This window comes from Bacillus paramycoides (assembly GCF_001884235.1).
Taxonomy (GTDB): Bacteria; Bacillota; Bacilli; order Bacillales; family Bacillaceae_G; genus Bacillus_A; species Bacillus_A paramycoides.
The window spans coordinates 122,214-142,203 of the sequence record NZ_MAOI01000123.1; the positions used below are offsets into that span (position 1 = coordinate 122,214).

Below are 19,990 nucleotides of genomic sequence, written 5' to 3' on the forward strand. Positions count from 1 at the left end.
CGGAAGAAACTACCTATACTTTGGATACTTAAAGTACCACGAACCTTGCGATTTTTAGTGGTACTCTGTATCCAACCTCACTTTCATCCCATGCCTAAAGGCGATGGGTTTTCTCGTTCGGGAAGGGCTGTAATAAATCAAGACTTTAATCAGAGTAAATTCTGAGTTTTGAAACATTTCTATTCTATACTGGTTTCATTTCTTTTTCCAGAAATACAACTTCTTATAAAATATATTTTTTCTATATGTTTTATCGGATTTATTTATAGAAATTTTCTATATTTTCTTTTATACTAAGGCAGAGATGAAGGGAAGGATGTCAACTATGAAGAAAAAAACAAAAGGAATCGTTGCACTCTCAATCACATTATCTATGTTTTTGACAGCATGTGGTCAAAAACATGAGGCAACAACTACTGAAAAAAAGAAAAAAGAATCGTCACAACAAGTATTAAACATTGTAGAATCTGGGGAAATTTCTACACTCGATTCATCTATCGCAACCGATGGGCTTTCTTACGCTGCTTTAAACAACGTAATGGAAGGATTATATATGCCTGGACCTGATAACAAACCTGTTCCTGCGGCTGCTGAATCATACAAACTAAGTGAAGACGGAAAAACATACACATTTAAATTACACGATTCAAAATGGTCAAATGGTGATCCAGTCACCGCTCATGATTTTGAATACGCATGGAAGCGCGCCGTAAATCCGGAAACTGCTTCTGAATATGCACACATCATGTTCGATATTAAAAACGCTGAAAAAATAAATAAAAAAGAATTGCCAATCGATTCATTCGGTGTAAAAGCAATTGACGATAACACGTTAGAAGTACAGTTAGAGCACCCTGTTCCATACTTTTTAGGTTTAATGGGATTTGCAACATTTTATCCTCAAAACAAAAAAGTAGTAGAAGCTCAAGGGAAAAATTACGGACTTGAAGCTGCAAATGTAGTTTATAACGGGCCGTTCCAATTAAGTGAATGGAAACATGATACGAGTTACAAAATGACGAAGAATCCAAATTACTGGGATAATAAAAATGTGAAATTGAATGAAATTAATGTAAATATAGTGAAAGATACTTCAACAGCTGTTAATTTATTCGAAAGTAAACAAGTAGACCGTATCACGATTAATTCAGAGTTTGTCGACAAATACCAAAAGGATCCTAGCTTAAAGAAAATGGAACGCCCTTCCATGACATTTTTCCGTTTTAGTCAGAAGAATCCTTTACTAGCAAATAAAAATGCCCGAAAAGCTATCTCTCTTGCCTTTGATAAACAAGGAATCGCAACAACGATTTTAAATAACGGTTCAATACCTGCGAATGCCTTCGTTCCAAAAGGATTCGTAAAAGGTCCTGACAATAAAGATTTTCGTAGTACAAGTAATGTAAAAGTAGAAACAAATGTAAAAGAAGCAAAAAAACTATGGGAAACTGCGAAAAAAGAAACAAATTTACAAAATGCTTCTCTTTCAATCATAACAACGGATGAGTCTAACGATAAAAAAATTAGCGAATTTTTAAAGGGTGAACTCGAGAAAAATTTACCGGGATTAAAAATTACGTTACAACCACTTCCAGTAAAAGCATTTTTAGATCGCGAAGGAAATGGTGACTTTGAAATTTCACTTTCTACATGGGGACCAGATTATCCTGATCCTACAACATTTTTAAATATGTTCGTCACAGATGGACCTTTTAATAAAATGAGCTATTCAAACAAACAGTACGACGAATTAATTGAAAAAACGAGCTCTACTTTAGTAACTGATTTACCAGCACGCTGGAAAGCGTTCCAAGATGCTGAGAAAATTTTAATTGAAGACGATGCAGCCATTGCCCCAATTTTCCAATCAGGACTTGTATATTTAGAACGACCAACCGTACAAGGTGTTGTTATTCGTCCATTTGCTGGAATCTACTCTTATAAATGGGCTTATATTGAAGAATAAGAAAAAGGCGATCCTAAAACATATTAGGATCGCCTTTTTCTATTAAATAGCAAAGCGCTTATACTTCTCATAATCACTCGTCTTACATTCTAGTGCAATTTTCGTACCTTCGTTTTCATAACTCGTAGATAAAACGTGCGCATGATTATTGAAATACGAAACTACCTGTCCTTGATCATACGGAATTAACATTTCACACTTTGTATACTCTTTATAAATGTGTGAGCGAATCATTTCTACAAGCTCTTCAATTCCAACATGTTTCTTCGCTGATAAATAAACGCGATCTTCTTGTACTTTTGGAATTTCAACATCTACCATATCTGATTTGTTATATGCATAAATCGTCGGGATATTTTCCACGCCAATTTTCTGTAACGTTTCATTTGTAATATCAATTAATTGTTCATAATTTGGATTTGCGTAATCTACAACGTGAATGAGTAAATCTGCTTCGGCCACTTCTTCTAATGTTGAACGGAATGCTCTCACAAGATGATGTGGTAATTTACTAACAAATCCAACTGTATCCGTTAATAAAAATGATTTATTATCTGGCAAATCAATATTTCGTACAGATGTTTCTAACGTCGCAAATAACATATCTTTTTCAAATACTTGTTTTTCTTCCGTGCCATTATATATTTCAAGCATTGCATTCATCGTCGTTGACTTTCCTGCGTTCGTATAGCCTACTAATGCTACAACTGGTATTTCATTTTTCTTACGTTGCTTTCGCTGTGTTTGACGCTGGGCAACAAGTGCTTCTAAATCTTTATTTAAAACTGAAATTTGCTCTTCGATTTTACGACGATCTAACTCTAATTTCTTCTCACCGACACCTTTATTTTTCGTTCCAACACCACCACTCTGTCTTCCTAAAGATTCACGAAGACCGATTAAACGAGGCATCATATACTGAAGATGCGCTACTTCTACTTGCAACTGCGCTTCTTTCGTTTTCGCGCGTTGCGCAAAAATATCTAAAATTAAGATGGTACGATCAATAACCTTACAATCTAAATCTTCCTCTAAATTTCGAATTTGTGATGGAGATAATTCATCATTAAAGATGACCATATTCGCGTCTATTTCTTTTACGTAGGCCGCTACTTCTTCAATCTTTCCTTTTCCAATATAATGCGATGGATTTACTCGTTGTAAATTTTGCGTCACTTGCCCGATTACCTCTACATCACAAGCTTCCGCAAGATTTGCTAGCTCTTCCATCGAATATGCAAAATCACTTTCATTTCCTAAGTTTACACCAACTAAAATTGCTCTTTGTAATAATTCTTCCATATATTTATTCCTCCATTTCGATTACGCAAAATAAAAAACACAGGTCACTGCCTGTGTTTTCGTAAACGGATAAGGGTTCACCAAAGAAATAGAAGAAAGCAATGCTTTCATCCTATTTCATAGTCAATAAGTCCCAAGATAATATACGTATTCACAACAAGTGTTCACCTATACTATCCCATTCTATTTATAAAGGCAAAACAAAAAGAGGGCGTATTCGTCCCTCCCTCTTTTTCACATATAAGCTTAATAAAAGGGTTCCTTTAAAATAGGCAGACCAATCCCGTTCACTCTGTACACAGACAGAGCCTTTGAGCGCTATTCAATTATCGGCACAAAGTATTGAGACGTAATCTGATTAAGATCAAAGGAAGCCCCTCCGTTCATTTTAAGTTACATAAAGTGTAGCATAAGTATTTCGCTTTCACAAGATTAAACCACCTATAGAATCAGAAAGAAAATCTTTGTATTTTTACTTTAATCGTCATTTTTTGCGAGTTCTTCTAACAATAAAAATAACAAAAGCAATTATCAATAACAGGATAGCAACTTAAACCGTTAGCCATATCCCCTTTCAAATTCACCTTCTTCGATGGAACAGACTCTTTTGCAATATGACTTAAAGCATTTTTCTCCATCTCTGCCTCATCTAATCTCTTCGTTCCACTGCAACTATGTGTGTATAATTGTTTCTCTTCCCCTCTTTGAGAAGAAAACACTAAGTACTCTTCCCCCTCTAAAAAGTGAAAGACACAATCACCACCATTTGTATATATAATAATTTGCGAAGAACTTGTTCCTTTCCAAATTTTCTTCACTTCAAATAATACTTCAGTTCCAACTCCATCTTTCCTTCCAACTTCAATTACTTTCCCCTCAAACACTACATCATTTTTTTGAAACGCTTCTTCTGCTGATATGTTAATACAATCACAAGCATAAGATTTCTCTGGAAAAATAATAAGAATAAAGCTACAAATAATGACAACAGGCAACATGTGCAAAATTCTTTTCAATGGGCTCAACTCCCTTCATTATCAATTTTAGAAGTTTCCCGTATATTATTTTTACGTCACTCGCCAAATTCCTCCATAGTAAATTAAACATTATCGTTTCAATACAATAAAAGTCATTATTGACATTTTTATAACCTGATATTAGTATCAGATTATAAAAACGAATTAGGAGATGTTCCTATGAATTCTAAATCTCGCATTACCGCAATTGGCACTTATGTTCCAAATCAAATTTTGTCTAATTACGATTTAGAAAAGATAGTCCATACGAATGATGAATGGATTGTGCAAAGAACAGGAATGAAGGAAAGAAGAATCGCTGGAGAAGAAGAATACTCCTCTCACTTAGCCATTAAAGCAATCGAAAACTTATGTACAACGTATAAGAAAAGCTTAGAAGATATTGACTGCATTATCGTCGCTACAACAACTGCTGACTATGTCTTTCCTAGCGTCGCTTGTCAAATACAACAATACTTCAATATCCCCCATACTCTAGCTTTTGATTTAAACGCTACTTGTGCTGGTTTCACATACGGACTACATGTCGGTAACAGCTTAATAACTGCTGGTGCCCACAATAAAGTACTAGTCGTAGCGACTGAAACATTATCTAAAGTAACAGACTACACAGATAGAACGACCTGTATTTTGTTCGGTGATGGTGCTGGAGCTATTTTATTAGAAAAAGACGAAAACAAACCAAGTTTTATCGCTGCTCACATGGGAACAAACGGTGAAGGCGGTATTCATCTATACAGAACAAATTTATCTACTACTATGAATAGCACGCCACTACAAACAAATGAAAAGATCGTTCAAAATGGAAGAGAAGTATATAAATGGGCCGTACGAACTGTACCACACGGCATAAAAGAACTATTACATACTGCAAATTTGCAAATAGATGATATAGATTGGTTCATACCACATAGCGCTAACCTAAGAATGATTGAATCCATTTGCGAAAAATCAAAAATATCTATTCAAAAAACATTAACGAGTGTGGAATATATGGGGAATACATCTTCCGTCTCCATTCCACTCGCCTTAGATTTAGCTAGAAAAGAAGGGAAATTAAATAATGGAGATACACTTTTACTGTACGGATTTGGCGGTGGACTTACGCATTTAGGGCTTATTGTAGCGTGGGATTTAAGTTAAATGTATTAAAAGAGGTTCTAGGGAGTAACTAGAACCTTTTTTTAATTTCATGAAATTTATTCACCTTTCCGAGGCCATATCACAACAGGAATAAGTAATAAGGCTACAGCCCCTCCAGCTAACGATAATGCCGCATAACTTGAATTAGCTACTATCATACCTGACATCGCTCCACCAGAAGCTCCTGCCAACGCAATAAAAACATCTATCTTCCCTTGTGTTTTTGCACGTGTAGAAGGCTCTGTTGAATCAACGATTTGAGCAGTACCACTTATTAATCCAAGGTTCCATCCTAATCCAAGTAGAGAAAGTGCTACAACTAATAATATTAAAGAGTCGTTTGGTGCCATCGCAGCTAGTACACCGGCAGCTAGTAATATAACTCCACCAGCTATACTCATCGCTGTTCTGCCAACTTTATCAATAAGAACTCCTGTAACAAGAGATGGTAGGTACATTGCCCCTACATGGAATCCAATGACAAGCCCTACTTCACTTAGTCCATGACCATGGTGTCCCATATGTACTGGGGTCATAGTCATAATCGCAACCATAACTACTTGAGTAAGTATCATAACAATTGCTCCAACGGTAATGCCCCGTTTATTTTCTACCATTTCATTTGTTACCGCATGCCCTTTATATGTATGTTCTTGTTTATATTTTTCTATTATGTTAGCAATAATTAATGGATCTGGACGAAGCATAACGAAAAGTACGAGACCCGCAAGCATGAAAGCTGCTGCTGATAAGATGAACGGACCTGCAAGTTCAGGAATTCCAATCGAATGAGCAAAACTCCCCATTACACCTACTAAATTCGGGCCTGCAACCGCACCGAAAGTTGTCATAACCATCGTAATACTAACAGCAGTTGCTCGTTGCTTCTTATCTGCTAAATCTGTACCAGCATAACGAGCTTGTAGATTTGTAGCTGTACCCGCACCATAAATGAGTAAAGAAGCAAGTAAGAGAATAATACTATTAGTTACAGCTGCCATTACAACTCCAATAGCACCAAGTCCACCTACCATAAAACCTGTTGCAAGCCCTACTCGGCGTCCATATCGTTGCGAAAGCTTTCCTACTATGAAAGCCGCTACCGCAGATCCCAACGTAAACATAGCAGCCGGTAATCCTGCATATGCATCTGTTCCAAGCATCTGCTGTGCAAGAAGTGCACCTACTGTAATTCCAGCAGCTAACCCCGCCCCGCCAAACATTTGTGAAATGCTTACGATTATTAACGTTCGTTTATATAATTTTTGTTGCTCTTCTGTTGTATACATACGATTACTTATTAAAGCATCTGCTGTATCTATCATTTCCTCAACCTCCCTATGAAACTAATATCTCTTGTTAATGTACTATAAAACAACAAAATCCCAAAATTTAAAACATTTAAATTTATCCATATTTCGTCACTCCTACATTTTAAATAATGCTTTTTTAAGTTTGCCATTTCTCTCCTATTAGTAAAGCCAAATAATGCTAAGTTTCTTTCGTGAAGAAACTTAGCATTAAAATACAGTATGAGACTACATGATATATGATTTTATACAGATACTGCAGAAAAATCATTGTTTCTAAACGATAATTAAAGTGCGATTTATTATAAATACCATTCCAAGAATAATAGCTAAGGTTGTTTGATCAACAACATATAGCGCAACTGAGGTAACTCCAAACAATATGATTTCCAATATAAACCTATATGGTTCTGGCAATTTTAATAATGCTTTAGGTGCAATGAAAATCCCCCATATTATCGCAAAAAGTAGCGGTGAACCAATACAAAAAATAAATTTTACATATACACTTTCCCAAAATTGAAAGCCCCAATAACATAGTGATACAAGAGCACATAATTCTAGAAAAAATCGAATCGCTAAATTTATAGGTTTTATAAACATTTAAAGAACACTCCTTTGGAAAATATGTTTAAAATCCTATGAAAATAATATTATGCATCCTTTATTTGAACTTGATACGTGCCCATTCATTACATGTAAAAAAACAATTATACAACTTATTAATTCTATTCAGTTTATCTTTCTAAAATTCGAAAACGTGATTTTGACGGATAATGAATGCAGGCAAATACTTAATGACAGTGATACATATGCCAATAGGAACAAAATAAAGAACCCCACAGTTTACGTTTCGCCCATTACCGAGGAGTTCCAAAAATAATTCTATACTATTTTTTTGACTGCTAACGTCCCATAATTAAAATACAATTCATATTTAGCCTATTTCCCTTACAATTCCTCTACTACCCTTTCCCCTTTTCTCTTACTGAAAGCTTTTCCTTCCCAAAATAACAAACTTACTAAAGCACAAACTAAAATAATTGGCACACTCGCTTTATATAAATCAGTAAAACTCATAGCCATCTGATTCTGAGCATAATGATTCACATCATTTGAAAATACGACTATTTCTTTCTTTATATTCTCCTCTTGTTTTTCAACTTCTTTTGTTACTTGACTCGTAATTTCTTCTCTTTTTATATCTCTATATTCTACTGGAACTCCAATTAATATCTCATCCACTTTTTGGTGAATTAATTCGTCTTTTTTCTCTTTACTTAATCCCACCATTGTTTCATTTTGTTTCTTTTCTACATTTGTTTCTATACTTTGATTCTTTATTTTTTCTTTTGTTACTTGTAATATTTCAGCTTGCTGAGCACTATCTACATGTATATTACGCACTATTCCTTCTGCATGACGATATACATTCTCTTTATTTATTGATAAGTTGTGAGTTAAGTTAGAAACGAATATTGCTACCGCTAAGACAATACCTACTTGGCGTAACATCGATACGACACTTTGAGAAGCTGTTAATAACTCTCCTTCAAATGAAGATGCGCTTAAAACTGTAATTGGTCCCACTACTAAACCATATCCAACACCTAATATCATACATGGAATAATAATTTCGATATTTGTTGAATTTACTCCAATCATCTGTAGCCAATAATACGCTAGGCTCATAACGAGAAACCCTGACAAAATAATAGTTGCTTTTCCAAGTTTTTTCATTAATAGTGAAGCAAATGGTGAAACAAGAAATATCATCGCTGAAATAGGTGTCACCAGAAAAGCAGCTTCAATTTCCGTTCGGTGCTGTATTTTTGTCAAAAAAGTTGGAAGCAATACAGTAACGCCAATTAAAAATAAATTACTTACTACAACAACAATAGATGCACCTACAAACATCCTATCTTTAAATAGTTTTAAATTCACCATCGGATTATGAATCTTTCTTTCGACTAAAACAAATAGAACAAGAGAAATAATACTAATTATATAACAATACCAAGCAATATTACTTTGCCATCCCCACGCATTCCCTTTCACTAATACGAGAGTAAAAGAGAAAATTGCTGAACTACTTAATATAAGTCCAATCCAATCAATTTTTGAGATAATACGTTCTTCATTTTTTATTTGTAGCATAATGTAGCATAAAATAATTCCAATAATACAAATTGGAACATTGACGAAGAACACCCATCTCCATCCTAAATTTTGCGTAATAACCCCGCCTATTACTGGACCAATTGCAGCTGACAACCCCTGTGTTACTCCTAAAATGCCAAGTGCAACATGCCTCTTTGCTAAAGGCATAGCTGATACACCAATTACCATACTTGTCGGAAATAAAATTGCTGCTCCAACACTTTGTATAAAACGAGAAAAAATGAGGAAGTCACCTGTATTTGCAAAAGCACAAAGCACTGAGCCGCCACCAAATATTACTAGACCGAGAATATACATCTTTGCTTTCCCAAAAATATCAGCTATTCGCCCTAGTGGAATTGCAAGTACTGCAATCGTCATTGTATAAACATTTAATACCCAAGACATTTTTTCTAATGAAGTATTCACACTTGATTGTATAGCTGGTAAGGCTATATTCATAATCGTCGTATCAATCATACAAAGAAAAATACCTAAGCACATTAAAAAAACAATCTTAATACCTTTTGATTGCTCCATGTTCATTTACCCCTTTATTTATTGTGAACGTGTTTTTCATTCTTCTGTTTTATTGTTTTCTTTCGCTTCTAACTGCTTTAATTTTCTCTTCAATGTCTCTACTTGCGCACTATACGATGCGATACCTACATCGAGTGAAATTTCCTCGACAAAAGTAATACCTTCTCTCCACTTTTCATATTTCAAACGAAGATCCGCAATGTACGCTTCTTTCCTCTCAATTTCGTCTTCAATCCATTTTTTTATCGTCGCACCATCACTATAATTACCAAAATACATCCTCATTAAAAAATCTGAACGTAAAACATCTTTCTCTACATCAGTTTGCATGTATTGATAAAATTCTTCACGCCCTTCATCTGTAATAAAGTACATTTTCTTATTCGGTTTCCCTTCTTGCATAACAACCTCTTTTTTTATTTTCCCCTCTTTTTCCAATTGTCTTAAAGTTGGATAAATCATTCCAAAGCTTCCATCAAAAAAATGAGTAAATACATCTTCAAACACAATTTTAATATCATAACCAGACAATTCTTTTTCCATCAATAAACCTAAAACAACATCTCTTCCCTTCAAAATAAGCCCCCCACATAGTATATAATCAATAATCATATTAACATTGTTAATATGATTATTGATTATATACCTTATTCTGTAAATTGTAAAATGTTTCTAACTAAAAAAGCTGTCCTGTAATTTTGTTTTACCAAATTACAAGACAGCTTCCCTTCATATTTCCTATACAAACCTTTTTACTATTTAACCCCTGCATCTTGCATAGACTCATTTTTCTCTTTCTTACCTTCTTTTATTTCATAATAATAAGAAGGTAATTCTATATTATGTTCTAAGAAATAATCCTCAATTAATGAAATAAGTTCTTTCAATGTTTTCAAACGAGCGTATAATTTATCATTACTCGCAATAATATTCCATTTAGCATTCGGCTTATTTGTTTCTTCAAACATGTCTTCCATTGCTTCGACATACTCATCCCATTTTTCACGATTTCGCCAGTCTTCATCTGTAATTTTCCATCTTTTAAGAGGATTGTTCTCTCTTTCTTTAAATCGTTTCAACTGTTCGTCTTTACTAATGTGATAGAAAAACTTTCCTATTATGTAATGATCATCTGTTAATAGCTTCTCGAAATCATTAATTTCACCATATGCCCTCGTCCACTCTTCTTTTGTGGCGAACCCTTCAACACGTTCAACTAATACACGACCATACCATGAACGGTCGAATATAGTAATTTGCCCATATTGAGGAATTTTCCGCCAGAAACGTTGCAAATAATGATACCGTTTTTCATGAGGAGCAGGCGCCCCAATTGGATTTACTTGAAATCCACGCGGATCAAGATGTTCAGTTACTCGCTTAATCGCTCCGCCTTTACCTGCTGCATCCCAGCCTTCCATAACAAGCATAACAGCTATTTTCTCTTCTTTTAAAATTTGCTGTAGTGCCAATAAGCGCATTTGATATTTTTCGAGTTTCTTATTGTACTTAGATTTGGAGTCCACCCTTTTCGTTAAATCTACTTTAGCAAGATGCTCTTTTTCCATAAAATAAATCCCCCTTATTATATGACAATGTTATTTTAACATATTTATTGGGAATTTTTTCATATTCTTATTCCTTTTGACTAACGCTCGTACCTCTCCACCTGCATCTATCCTTTGGAAGTTAGACTCTTCTTTATATTAATAAATTAATCCCACTGATATGCTTTTTAGCATCCTTTAGCAAGCATTTATTATTAATCACAAAAACCAAACAAGGAAACTATGCCGAAAAACCTCTACCGCATACCATGGATTGAGTTCCAATAAAACACCAGCAATAAATATATACAAAAATAACAGTTGTAGAAAAATACCGCTTCCCATACTTGCTAGTTCCTTCAATATACCCTCCCTCTAAATAGCATGGTATATTATCTCAAAAAGAGAAGATAATAACAAATAAATCCATTAAAGAATGGGAGCTCTCAAAACATGAAACGAAAAATAGTAACTCTCTTTACGCTTATATGTTTAGCACTCCCGATGCAAGCTAGTGCCTACACATTTCAGTCGCTACCAATTGCATCAAAGTCTAAACAATGGTATATCGAAATTGACAAATCTCATAACTCAAACAAGCAAGCGGTACAACCAAAACAAGGTGTATATGATACGTATAGTTTACTCGTAAAAAACATCGGTAATGATGTATCGAATGTATCTGTGGAAATACTTGATAACACTCCTACATCTAAAGCTACCTTTAAACCTACTACATCAAATTCGAACGTTTCAAAAAGTCATACGAGCTTTGACTACATGGTATTCCCATTAGACTTTAATAGCCATAATTTTAAAGTCGTTATTACTTGGGAAGAAACGACTTTCTCTTACAACGGTCATCCGGTAAATGAGAGTAAAAAAATGAAACAAACATTTGTATTTAATGAAGACTAAGTCCTAATTAGATTAGGGCTTAGTCTTTATTTACAAAGCCAGATTGAATCGCTTCAGTCAATTCTTTTGCAATATCCATTTTCGTAGCATCCACACAAATTTTTTAGCCCAAATATGTACGGAAGGATCTTCATTAGACAAATGCTTAATTAAGATGAATCGATTATATGCCATATCCCCTTTTAGCCTACATAATCAATCGAACCGCCGAATACTTGGTACAGACAATGCCATTACAATTGTTATGATTACTAAAATGGCTAGCGTTATAATTGTTATCTTGCCGCCTATTACAGTAGCTAACCATCCTACAACCACATATCCTAATGGTAATAAAGCGAAAGAACCTAACATATCAAGGCTTGCTACTCTACCAAATGCTTCTTCTGGTACAAGCTCTTGCAAACTCGTTTCCCAAATAAGTCCAAATATCATCATACCAAACCCTTCAATTGCCATTAAAGCTATTAAGGCAGGTGCCCAAGTAATGAAAGGCATAATTAAAAGTGCCAATCCGCTTATTAAAACACCGCCATAAGCAAGTAGTCCTCTCTTATGCCACTGCTGCTTCCCACCAAAAATTAGTGCTGCAATTACAGCTCCAGCACCAGAAGAAGCCATACCCAAGCCATACACGTAAGCTTCAAAATGATGATGAACATTAAACAACCATGGAATTAATACAACTATAATTCCTGCATAACAAATATTAACGAATGAAAAAACTAAAATTGTAATCCATAACCATGGATGACTTTTTAGAACGAGGAAACCTTCCATAAAATCCTTTTTATAATTCACTTTATTTTTTTCTAGTTTCTGTACTTTATTAAACTTTATTTCTTTTAAAAATAATAAACATAAAAATGATAGCAAGTACGTTACTGCATCCAATCCAAACCCTATTCCAGCAGATGTAACTGAAACGATTAATCCTCCAAGAGCTGGTCCGATTAGTCGTATACCTTGATTACTCATTTGCGTTAATGCGTTAGCTGCATTTCGAATTTCCGGTACAAATACTTTCGCTCTTACAGCTGAATACGCCGGTTGAAATATACCTTCCATAAGTCCATATAATGCAACGAGTACATATAATAGCGTAATCGTTAACAAATCCATAAATATAAGTGTTGCAAGTAATAGCATTAATATACAGCGGATTATATCTGTAAATAACATTAATTTCACCCGGTCAATCCGATCCACGACTAATCCAGCAAACGGTAACGCAAGAATATTAGGAAGCATGTACATTGCCATAGTCATTCCCATTACAACTGTTGAACCAGTTAATGAATAAACAACGACAGGAAGAATCACCATCGTTATTGAACTACCCAAGGTCGAGAGTAATTGTCCGATCCATAAAAACTTAAAGTATGGTGATACTTTAGCTGGTAATAATAATTTTCCAACATAACCTAACTTTTTCTCTGTTTGTATTTCTCCTTGCATATCCCTCTCCTCTTTTCAAAAGACCTTAATCTCTAAAATTAAATACTGAAAATTCGTTCTTCATTGATTTTAATTATATCTGAAACTATTTACTTCTTGGTAAAAATATCAAAAACATAAAGGAAAACATCATAATGATTCTATCACTCTTACATAATATGAAATATCACGTGATGAATATAAATAAAAAAGGTGTTTTCATATATGAAAACACCTTTCCACTTTATAATTTTAAATTCTTCTTCAATGTCCAATATTTTTCCGGAGCATTTTCAAGTGAGAATTCTACCCAGCCATTTGGATCTTCACGATATACATTTACTTTTGTACCATTTTCTAATTTTCCAACTTCATTTTGTGTAACATTTGGTACACTCTTAATTGGGTTGTTAAACGGGAATGGAACTTGATAGTAAGATCCTACCGATTGAACAGTAGCTGTTGCATCTTTTGCATAATCTTTATATGGAATTGCTTCACTTAATACCTCTACATTTAATGTATTAGGGTTTTTCGGTAGGCGTTTTACATTTTGATAATCTGCCTTATTAAAAGGTTTAATACGCTCCATAATATTAGCGATTTTGCCAGCCCATTCTTTATCAGTTGAGTACATAACGTTCATTGCAGGTAATGTGTAACCATTAAAATACCTAGCACCTTGTTCTAAATAGTTCTTTCTTACATAATCAGCATTGTATGAAATACTTAATCCGTAAGACGGTAAATATTTTGCATGTGCGAATGGATCCCAATCATACGCTCGTAGTCCAAATAAATTATGTTTACGATATGCAATTTCTGATTTCCCGTATCCAGATTCTAAGATTGCATGTGCTGCTAAATATAAAGCGTTCACGCCATATTCATTTTGCGCTTTAATAAAATCTTGTCCAGTTCCAACAAGTGGACTGTCTGAATGATACTTTCCAATGAAATTATCAATCTCTTGTGCCTTTACGTTAGATGGTAATGTTACATCTAGATTAATATATGATGGTTGTTCAACCGGAATATCGTTTTTCACTTGCATTGCTTTATATAAAAGTTGTGCATAACTTTCACGCGTTAATACACCTGATGGATCAAATCCGCCAAAATTATTCCCTGCTGCTACACCATTAGATTGCAAAGCACTAATTGCATCTTTCGCCCAAGGAGTTGTATCTACATCATTAAATGTGTGTGGTGCTTTCACTTCTAATTTAAATGCTTTTTGCAAAATAACAGCCATTTCAGCACGAGTTAGAGAATCTTTCGGTCTAAACGTCCCTTTGCCATCACCTACAAAAATCCCCATATCCGTTAAAGTCAAAATTTCTTTTTGGAACATTGTTGTTCCTGCACTAATATCAGAGTATGGATTTTTATACTCGCTTTTCGCTTCTGGTTTTAATGCACGATACATTAATGCTGCCACTTGTTCACGAGTTACAACATCACCAAATCCAAACTTACCATTATCATACCCTGCAATAATATCTTTTGACGTTAAATTTGTAATTGCTTCATATGACCAATGCCCTTTCGGAACATCAGGAAATTCTTTTTCAGCTGCAAATGCAGCTGCTGGAGCCATCACTACTTGAAGTGCGACTGTCGCTGCTAAAACATTAGTAATAACTTTTTTCATAATTTTTTAACACGTTATGTATATGCTTGTCCCGTGTTAACTTGCCTCCCTTTATAATAAAATTTTCCCTATCAAACTAACAAACTCTTAATTAGTCAACAGTAAAAGTATACGTGATAAAAATAAACTAATCTACCATTATTTTATTTATAATCAGCATAATACGATATATCTTTTTATTCCGATACAAAATTACATAAATTTATATAAAAAGCCCATCTCTATATAGACGATGGGCTTAGCAATAGATGATTTTTATTTAGCTAAACGATACTTTGAAACATTGAAACATTGAAACCTTTCCACTCATAATAATCTAAAATACCAGCATAAATTGCCTCTGTAGCAATTTGTCTTCCTGATTCTGAAGCCAACTTCTCATAATCTGCACTATTATCTAAAAATGCTAGTTCAGTTAATACTGCGGACATCTCATTTTCTCTTATTACATAAAGGTTTTCTTTCACACTACAATCTCTTGTATCTAGAGCTTAAACTGGTCGTTTTTGTATTTTTTCTGCTAACATACGACTATCTTTTTCATGTTCAATTATTATTGTATATTTTGGAATATAAAATTATATTTAAACTATAAAAAGCTTGGACATCTCTCCAAGCTTTTCTTATTTCTTCTCTATTTTCTTAATATCATAATAAATCTCTAAAAACTCAATTCCGAATATCCACATTCTATGGTGAGCTTTTAGCATTAGATCCCCGTCATCTTTAATAATAAAAGTTTCTGCTAATGGTAAACGTAGTGTAAAGAAACGAGTATGTAAGTAAATCCCTTCATCTCCCTTACCACTATTTCTTAGCTTACTAGTAATAATTAAGCGGTTAGCATCATTGTACAATTTCAAAATACCAGTCATATTCGAATACGGTAAAGGCAATGCGATATTCATGTATGTCTCTTTCTCGTGTGTATATGTTGAATAAAGAGCTACAAAAATAGACTCTCCTGCTTCATTTTTTCTTAGCCAGGCTCTTACGTTTTCTCTTCCATCACTTTCATCTTTTACACTAACGATAGAGCCTTGCATCTTTTCCCACTTACCGCCCATCCCTAAATGAATTTGCGCTACACGCTTACTCATTTTTTCATAACAAAATGCAAATGGACGGAACCAACGTGCCCAGTTAATATTCGCTTGCAACTGATACTCTCTCGTATTCTCATAAAAATGAATAATACTTAAAGGAACCTTCATTCCATCAAATGTGTCACTATGAAAATCATTCATTTTATCAACTAGACCACTGTATTGCTTGCTATCTACTACGCTTTGATTATGTAAAAAACTCTCTCCAACTGTAGAATCCCCTCTTAATTGGCTCATTGGTTTCCCATAGTACTTATAATTCAGAGTACTCTTTTCAATCATCCAACCGAGAAAAGCCGGTAATGCAACTCCAACTCCATTTACAACTCCGTGAATCCAAACCATTTGTGCAATTGTAATCGTCATTACTTGTTTGAAATTCCCGTATGAATATACAAGTGAAAACATAATTGTTACCATAAGCGTACTAGATGAAATAGTAAGGAGAACCTTTGCACTTATTACATTGAATTTCGCTTTCCAAACGTAAATCCCATATCCATAAATGGCGCATAAATATATGAACACTGCAAAGAATTCAAATACCCTCGAATACGTAATTCCTATCGCAACTGTCATAGGAGAAACAACGATGATAAACATAATAACGTCATATAATTTACTTCTCTTTTCTCTTTTCCTTCCAAGTAAACCAGCCAATAACGGCAATAAAAATGCCGAGTAATGAAAATGTGCAGCTGTGAGTAATACTATGTCAGAGCTAAAATGCATAATTGGAAGTTTCACTACAGAAGCAAAAAACCAAAAACCACCTAAAAACAAATAAATAAACGCACTATCTATAGCTGTTTCTTCAAAAGGCCTCCATCCTCTTTCTAGCAATTTAATAACACCAAATAATGCAATAATCCCTGTATACATAAACCAAAAGAACGCAAAGATGAAATGATTTGTTATGAAAGCTAGCATCGCACTAACTGCTGCTATTGGATATAGGAACGATACAAATTTATAAAATAATACATACGATCCATTTCTTGTTTTTTTATCAATAATACAAAATGACATCGGTATGAATAACAAAATAGATAATAGTATAATTGCTTCAACAGGATTTAAATTCGACCACTCGCCTATTAGAAATATAATATAACAAGCAAGTCCAAATATTATATTCTTCATTTCATTTATTTCCTTTCCACAAATGTTCCCTTATATGAAAATAGTGAACCAATTAACGAATTTCGTACTTGTACATGAATTCGAAAACATTGTAGTGCGTCATCATATCTTTCAATAATTTTTGCCTCTCCGTATAAAAATTTTGGTAACGGAATTTTTATACCAAACATAAAAAACCATTGCTTCTTTGAAGAAATATGCATTGCCCCTGCCTCATCAATATGAAAATTCAATGTAGAAACGAGTAAATGTGGTTCACCAAAATAATCTACAATTTCTTTTCCCTCCTCATCCAACTGCATAACGGCGTTAAAATATCTTTTCTTATTTTACCTATCGATTCCCCTTCTCCAGCTATTTCAAGGCCAAAACCAATCTTTGTTTTATATAAAAACTTCTGTGGTTCTCCTTCTTTTTTCTCTAAATACGAAATTTCAGTAAAACGAGCATCCCACTCTGTATGTATGTCTGGTTGCTGCGTATATTCCCATAATTTCTCCATTGTTGTTTTCATTTCTGTCACAACATAAATAGGCTTTTTCCTTTTCATTCTTCCACCTCCTATGCACTATATTTTTAATGTACAGGCAATGAATTGATTTTGCTACATTTTTCACAAACTAGCTCAATGAAAAGAAAGAATTTTTAAAAAACACATAAAACACTTGATTCCCTGAAAAATTTAAATTATTATAAAACAAATGTTACCAACAACTTTATAATTCAAACACTCTCGCCTAAAACGTGAGATAGAGGTTGCAATACTTATGAGTATTCTAAAGGAGACACAGAGATGTCTATGAGTTTAGAAGAAAGGAAGTGTTGCCGAAATTGATAAATTTCTCTGCATTTATCGATTGGGGCTGTTTTCGAATAGAAACAGAACTGTCATATGTACAGACGTGTACATATGAAGAGCTATCTACAAAAAAGAGATATCATTTTTATGATATTCCTTTTTTGGCGGTTTTTTTATTAGCTCCGTTTTCTGTTTCCCTTTTCCTGTAACAGCACCATCCTCACTTATTTGAGATGGTGTTTTTTGTTTGTCTTTCTGGTAACTACAGGGATATTGGGATTTGTATATGTCCTAACCTATTCTTAAAAATGGACGAAAGAAGGAATTCGTAATGGAAACAATTGTTCAAAAATTTGGTGGTACTTCTGTCGGAAGTATTGAACGTATTCAACATGTAGCAAATTTAATTATTGAAGAATATGAACGAGGTCATAGCGTTGTATCTGTCGTTTCAGCAATGGGGAAAAATACAGATGAACTTGTAGCACTCGCCAATGCTATTACGGAAAGTCCAAGTAAACGTGAAATGGATATGCTTCTATCTACAGGAGAACAAGTAACCATTTCTTTATTAACAATGGCACTACAAACAAAAGGTTATAACGCAATTTCATTAACAGGATGGCAAGCTGGTATTACGACAGAATCTGTACATAGTAGTGCACGGATTACTGACATTAACACTGAGCGTATTCAGTCCTATCTTACTGAAGGCACGATTGTTATAGTCGCTGGTTTCCAAGGAATCAGTGAAGAAAATGAAATTACAACTCTTGGCCGCGGTGGTTCCGATACAACTGCTGTCGCATTAGCCGCTTCACTAAAAGCAAAAAAATGTGATATTTATACGGACGTGACAGGTGTGTACACGACTGACCCACGCGTAGTACTAGATGCTTATAAATTAGATGAAATTTCTTATGACGAAATGTTAGAGCTCGCAAACCTCGGCGCTGGCGTATTACACCCGCGCGCTGTTGAATTTGCTAAAAATCATAACGTAGTTTTAGAAGTACGCTCAAGTATGGAACAAGAAAACGGAACAATTGTAAAAGGAGAATGTAACATGGAACAACAATCAATCGTAAAAGGTATTGCATTTGAAGATAATATTACACGCGTCACAATCAAAGGATTAGAACAAGGTTCACTTTCAACTGTTTTCTCTACATTAGCAGCAGCACATATTAATGTAGATATTATTATTCAAAGCATTACAAATGAAGGAACTGTTCACCTCTCCTTCTCAATCCATTCTAATGATTTAAGAGAAACATTAGAGGTGTTAGAACAAAATCAAGAAACACTTCACTATGAATCTGTAGAATATGAAAATCATTTAGCAAAAGTATCAATTGTAGGATCTGGTATGGTATCTAACCCAGGTGTTGCTGCGAATATGTTCACTACTTTAAAAGAAGCAGGTATTCATATTAAAATGGTAAGTACATCTGAAATTAAAGTATCGGTTGTCATTGACCGAATTCACTTAGTAGATGGTGTTGAAGCGCTTCATCAATCATTTATGGCGAAAATTGAGCCTTTAGTGCAAATGGGCTAATTTAATATTTTTCAGTAAAGCTTACAAAAAATCATATTAATCTATTTCCTTCCTAATTTAAATAAAAGGCTGTTTGTATAGAGTTCAACACTCTATACAAACAGCCTTTTAACATGTTATCAATATCCGAAAATCATTATAAAATAATTGAATTATTCATTTTACCCTTTTCCCAGGAAATATAACAGACTTTTCTCACTTTTTATCATTTATACTTTTTTGCTGTTCCCCTTGAAAAAACAATCTATATTCATTCCAAATAACTCTCTTCATGTCAGAGTAAAAAGCCATCATGAATAATGCAACTCCCAATAAAACCCATTTAATTCCTTCATAATCAATGAAAGCAACCATTCGTTTACATAAC

At 34.1% G+C, this 19,990-nt stretch carries 13 protein-coding genes, 6 pseudogenes and 1 riboswitch; of the genes and pseudogenes, 4 read left to right on the forward strand and 15 right to left on the reverse strand.

Translation table 11 applies throughout. From position 1 onward, the window contains the following. The first annotated feature begins 325 nt into the window (after positions 1–325). Positions 326–1,966, forward strand: coding sequence for a peptide ABC transporter substrate-binding protein (locus BAU28_RS25850; RefSeq protein ID WP_048375900.1), 1,641 nt, complete (start codon positions 326–328; stop codon positions 1,964–1,966). 42 nt (positions 1,967–2,008) lie between these two features. On the opposite strand, the gene hflX is transcribed toward BAU28_RS25850, so the two are convergent. Continuing rightward, positions 2,009–3,268: a GTPase HflX gene (hflX, locus tag BAU28_RS25855; RefSeq protein WP_071720729.1), complete on the reverse strand. Its 1,260-nt coding sequence runs from the start codon at positions 3,266–3,268 to the stop codon at positions 2,009–2,011. A gap of 484 nt (positions 3,269–3,752) precedes the next feature. Next, positions 3,753–4,284: pseudogene (locus tag BAU28_RS25860) on the reverse strand (cobalamin biosynthesis protein CbiN). Between the two features lie 180 nt (positions 4,285–4,464). Between BAU28_RS25860 and BAU28_RS25865 the strand changes: the two are divergent. After that, on the forward strand, positions 4,465–5,448 hold the full coding sequence (locus BAU28_RS25865) for a ketoacyl-ACP synthase III (protein WP_071720731.1): 984 nt from the start codon (positions 4,465–4,467) through the stop codon (positions 5,446–5,448). A gap of 56 nt (positions 5,449–5,504) precedes the next feature. Here the strand turns inward: BAU28_RS25865 and BAU28_RS25870 are convergent, their stop codons facing one another. The 6 genes and pseudogenes from BAU28_RS25870 to BAU28_RS25895 form a co-directional block, all read right to left on the reverse strand. Next, complete coding sequence (locus tag BAU28_RS25870) at positions 5,505–6,773, reverse strand: MFS transporter (RefSeq protein ID WP_071720733.1); 1,269 nt, start codon at positions 6,771–6,773, stop codon at positions 5,505–5,507. Positions 6,774–7,034: 261 nt separating this feature from the next. After that, positions 7,035–7,361, reverse strand: coding sequence for a YrdB family protein (locus tag BAU28_RS25875; RefSeq protein WP_071720734.1), 327 nt, complete (start codon positions 7,359–7,361; stop codon positions 7,035–7,037). A gap of 348 nt (positions 7,362–7,709) precedes the next feature. Continuing rightward, complete coding sequence (locus tag BAU28_RS25880; RefSeq protein WP_071720736.1) at positions 7,710–9,458, reverse strand: MFS transporter; 1,749 nt, start codon at positions 9,456–9,458, stop codon at positions 7,710–7,712. Between the two features lie 36 nt (positions 9,459–9,494). Further along, a complete protein-coding gene (locus BAU28_RS25885) occupies positions 9,495–10,034 on the reverse strand; it encodes a PadR family transcriptional regulator (protein ID WP_071720738.1) in 540 nt (179 codons plus the stop codon). Between the two features lie 179 nt (positions 10,035–10,213). Further along, complete coding sequence (locus tag BAU28_RS25890) at positions 10,214–11,026, reverse strand: polyphosphate kinase 2 family protein (protein ID WP_071720739.1); 813 nt, start codon at positions 11,024–11,026, stop codon at positions 10,214–10,216. Between the two features lie 228 nt (positions 11,027–11,254). After that, positions 11,255–11,368 (reverse strand): annotated as a pseudogene (locus BAU28_RS25895) (alpha/beta hydrolase); the annotation flags it as partial. A 90-nt stretch (positions 11,369–11,458) separates the two neighbouring features. Here BAU28_RS25895 and BAU28_RS25900 point away from each other — a divergent pair. Then, on the forward strand, positions 11,459–11,923 hold the full coding sequence (locus tag BAU28_RS25900) for a hypothetical protein (protein WP_048374355.1): 465 nt from the start codon (positions 11,459–11,461) through the stop codon (positions 11,921–11,923). A 195-nt stretch (positions 11,924–12,118) separates the two neighbouring features. On the opposite strand, the gene BAU28_RS25905 is transcribed toward BAU28_RS25900, so the two are convergent. The 6 genes and pseudogenes from BAU28_RS25905 to BAU28_RS25930 form a co-directional block, all read right to left on the reverse strand. Further along, positions 12,119–13,381, reverse strand: a complete 1,263-nt coding sequence (locus tag BAU28_RS25905) for an MFS transporter (protein WP_071720740.1) — start codon at positions 13,379–13,381, stop codon at positions 12,119–12,121. A 223-nt stretch (positions 13,382–13,604) separates the two neighbouring features. Further along, positions 13,605–15,014 (reverse strand): S-layer homology domain-containing protein, encoded by a 1,410-nt coding sequence (locus tag BAU28_RS25910; protein ID WP_071720744.1) that lies wholly within the window; start codon positions 15,012–15,014, stop codon positions 13,605–13,607. Positions 15,015–15,277: 263 nt separating this feature from the next. Further along, positions 15,278–15,562: pseudogene (locus tag BAU28_RS25915) on the reverse strand (N-acetylmuramoyl-L-alanine amidase family protein); the annotation flags it as partial. Between the two features lie 75 nt (positions 15,563–15,637). Beyond that, entirely contained in the window at positions 15,638–17,263 is a 1,626-nt protein-coding gene (locus BAU28_RS25920) for a YndJ family protein (protein WP_071720746.1), read from the reverse strand. Between the two features lie 5 nt (positions 17,264–17,268). After that, positions 17,269–17,592, reverse strand: a pseudogene (locus tag BAU28_RS25925) (DUF4166 domain-containing protein); the annotation flags it as partial. Further along, positions 17,580–17,813 (reverse strand): annotated as a pseudogene (locus BAU28_RS25930) (hypothetical protein); the annotation flags it as partial. The pseudogenes BAU28_RS25930 and BAU28_RS25925, both read right to left, overlap by 13 nt. Positions 17,814–18,005: 192 nt before the next feature. Further along, a riboswitch (Lysine riboswitch) is annotated at positions 18,006–18,192 on the forward strand. Between the two features lie 201 nt (positions 18,193–18,393). Here BAU28_RS25930 and BAU28_RS25940 point away from each other — a divergent pair. Continuing rightward, the gene (locus tag BAU28_RS25940; RefSeq protein ID WP_071720754.1) at positions 18,394–19,623 is read left to right on the forward strand and encodes an aspartate kinase; all 1,230 of its coding nucleotides are present in this window, start codon (positions 18,394–18,396) and stop codon (positions 19,621–19,623) included. Positions 19,624–19,818: 195 nt separating this feature from the next. On the opposite strand, the pseudogene BAU28_RS31480 reads toward BAU28_RS25940, so the two are convergent. Beyond that, positions 19,819–19,977, reverse strand: a pseudogene (locus BAU28_RS31480) (helix-turn-helix domain-containing protein); the annotation flags it as partial. Positions 19,978–19,990 lie beyond the last annotated feature (13 nt).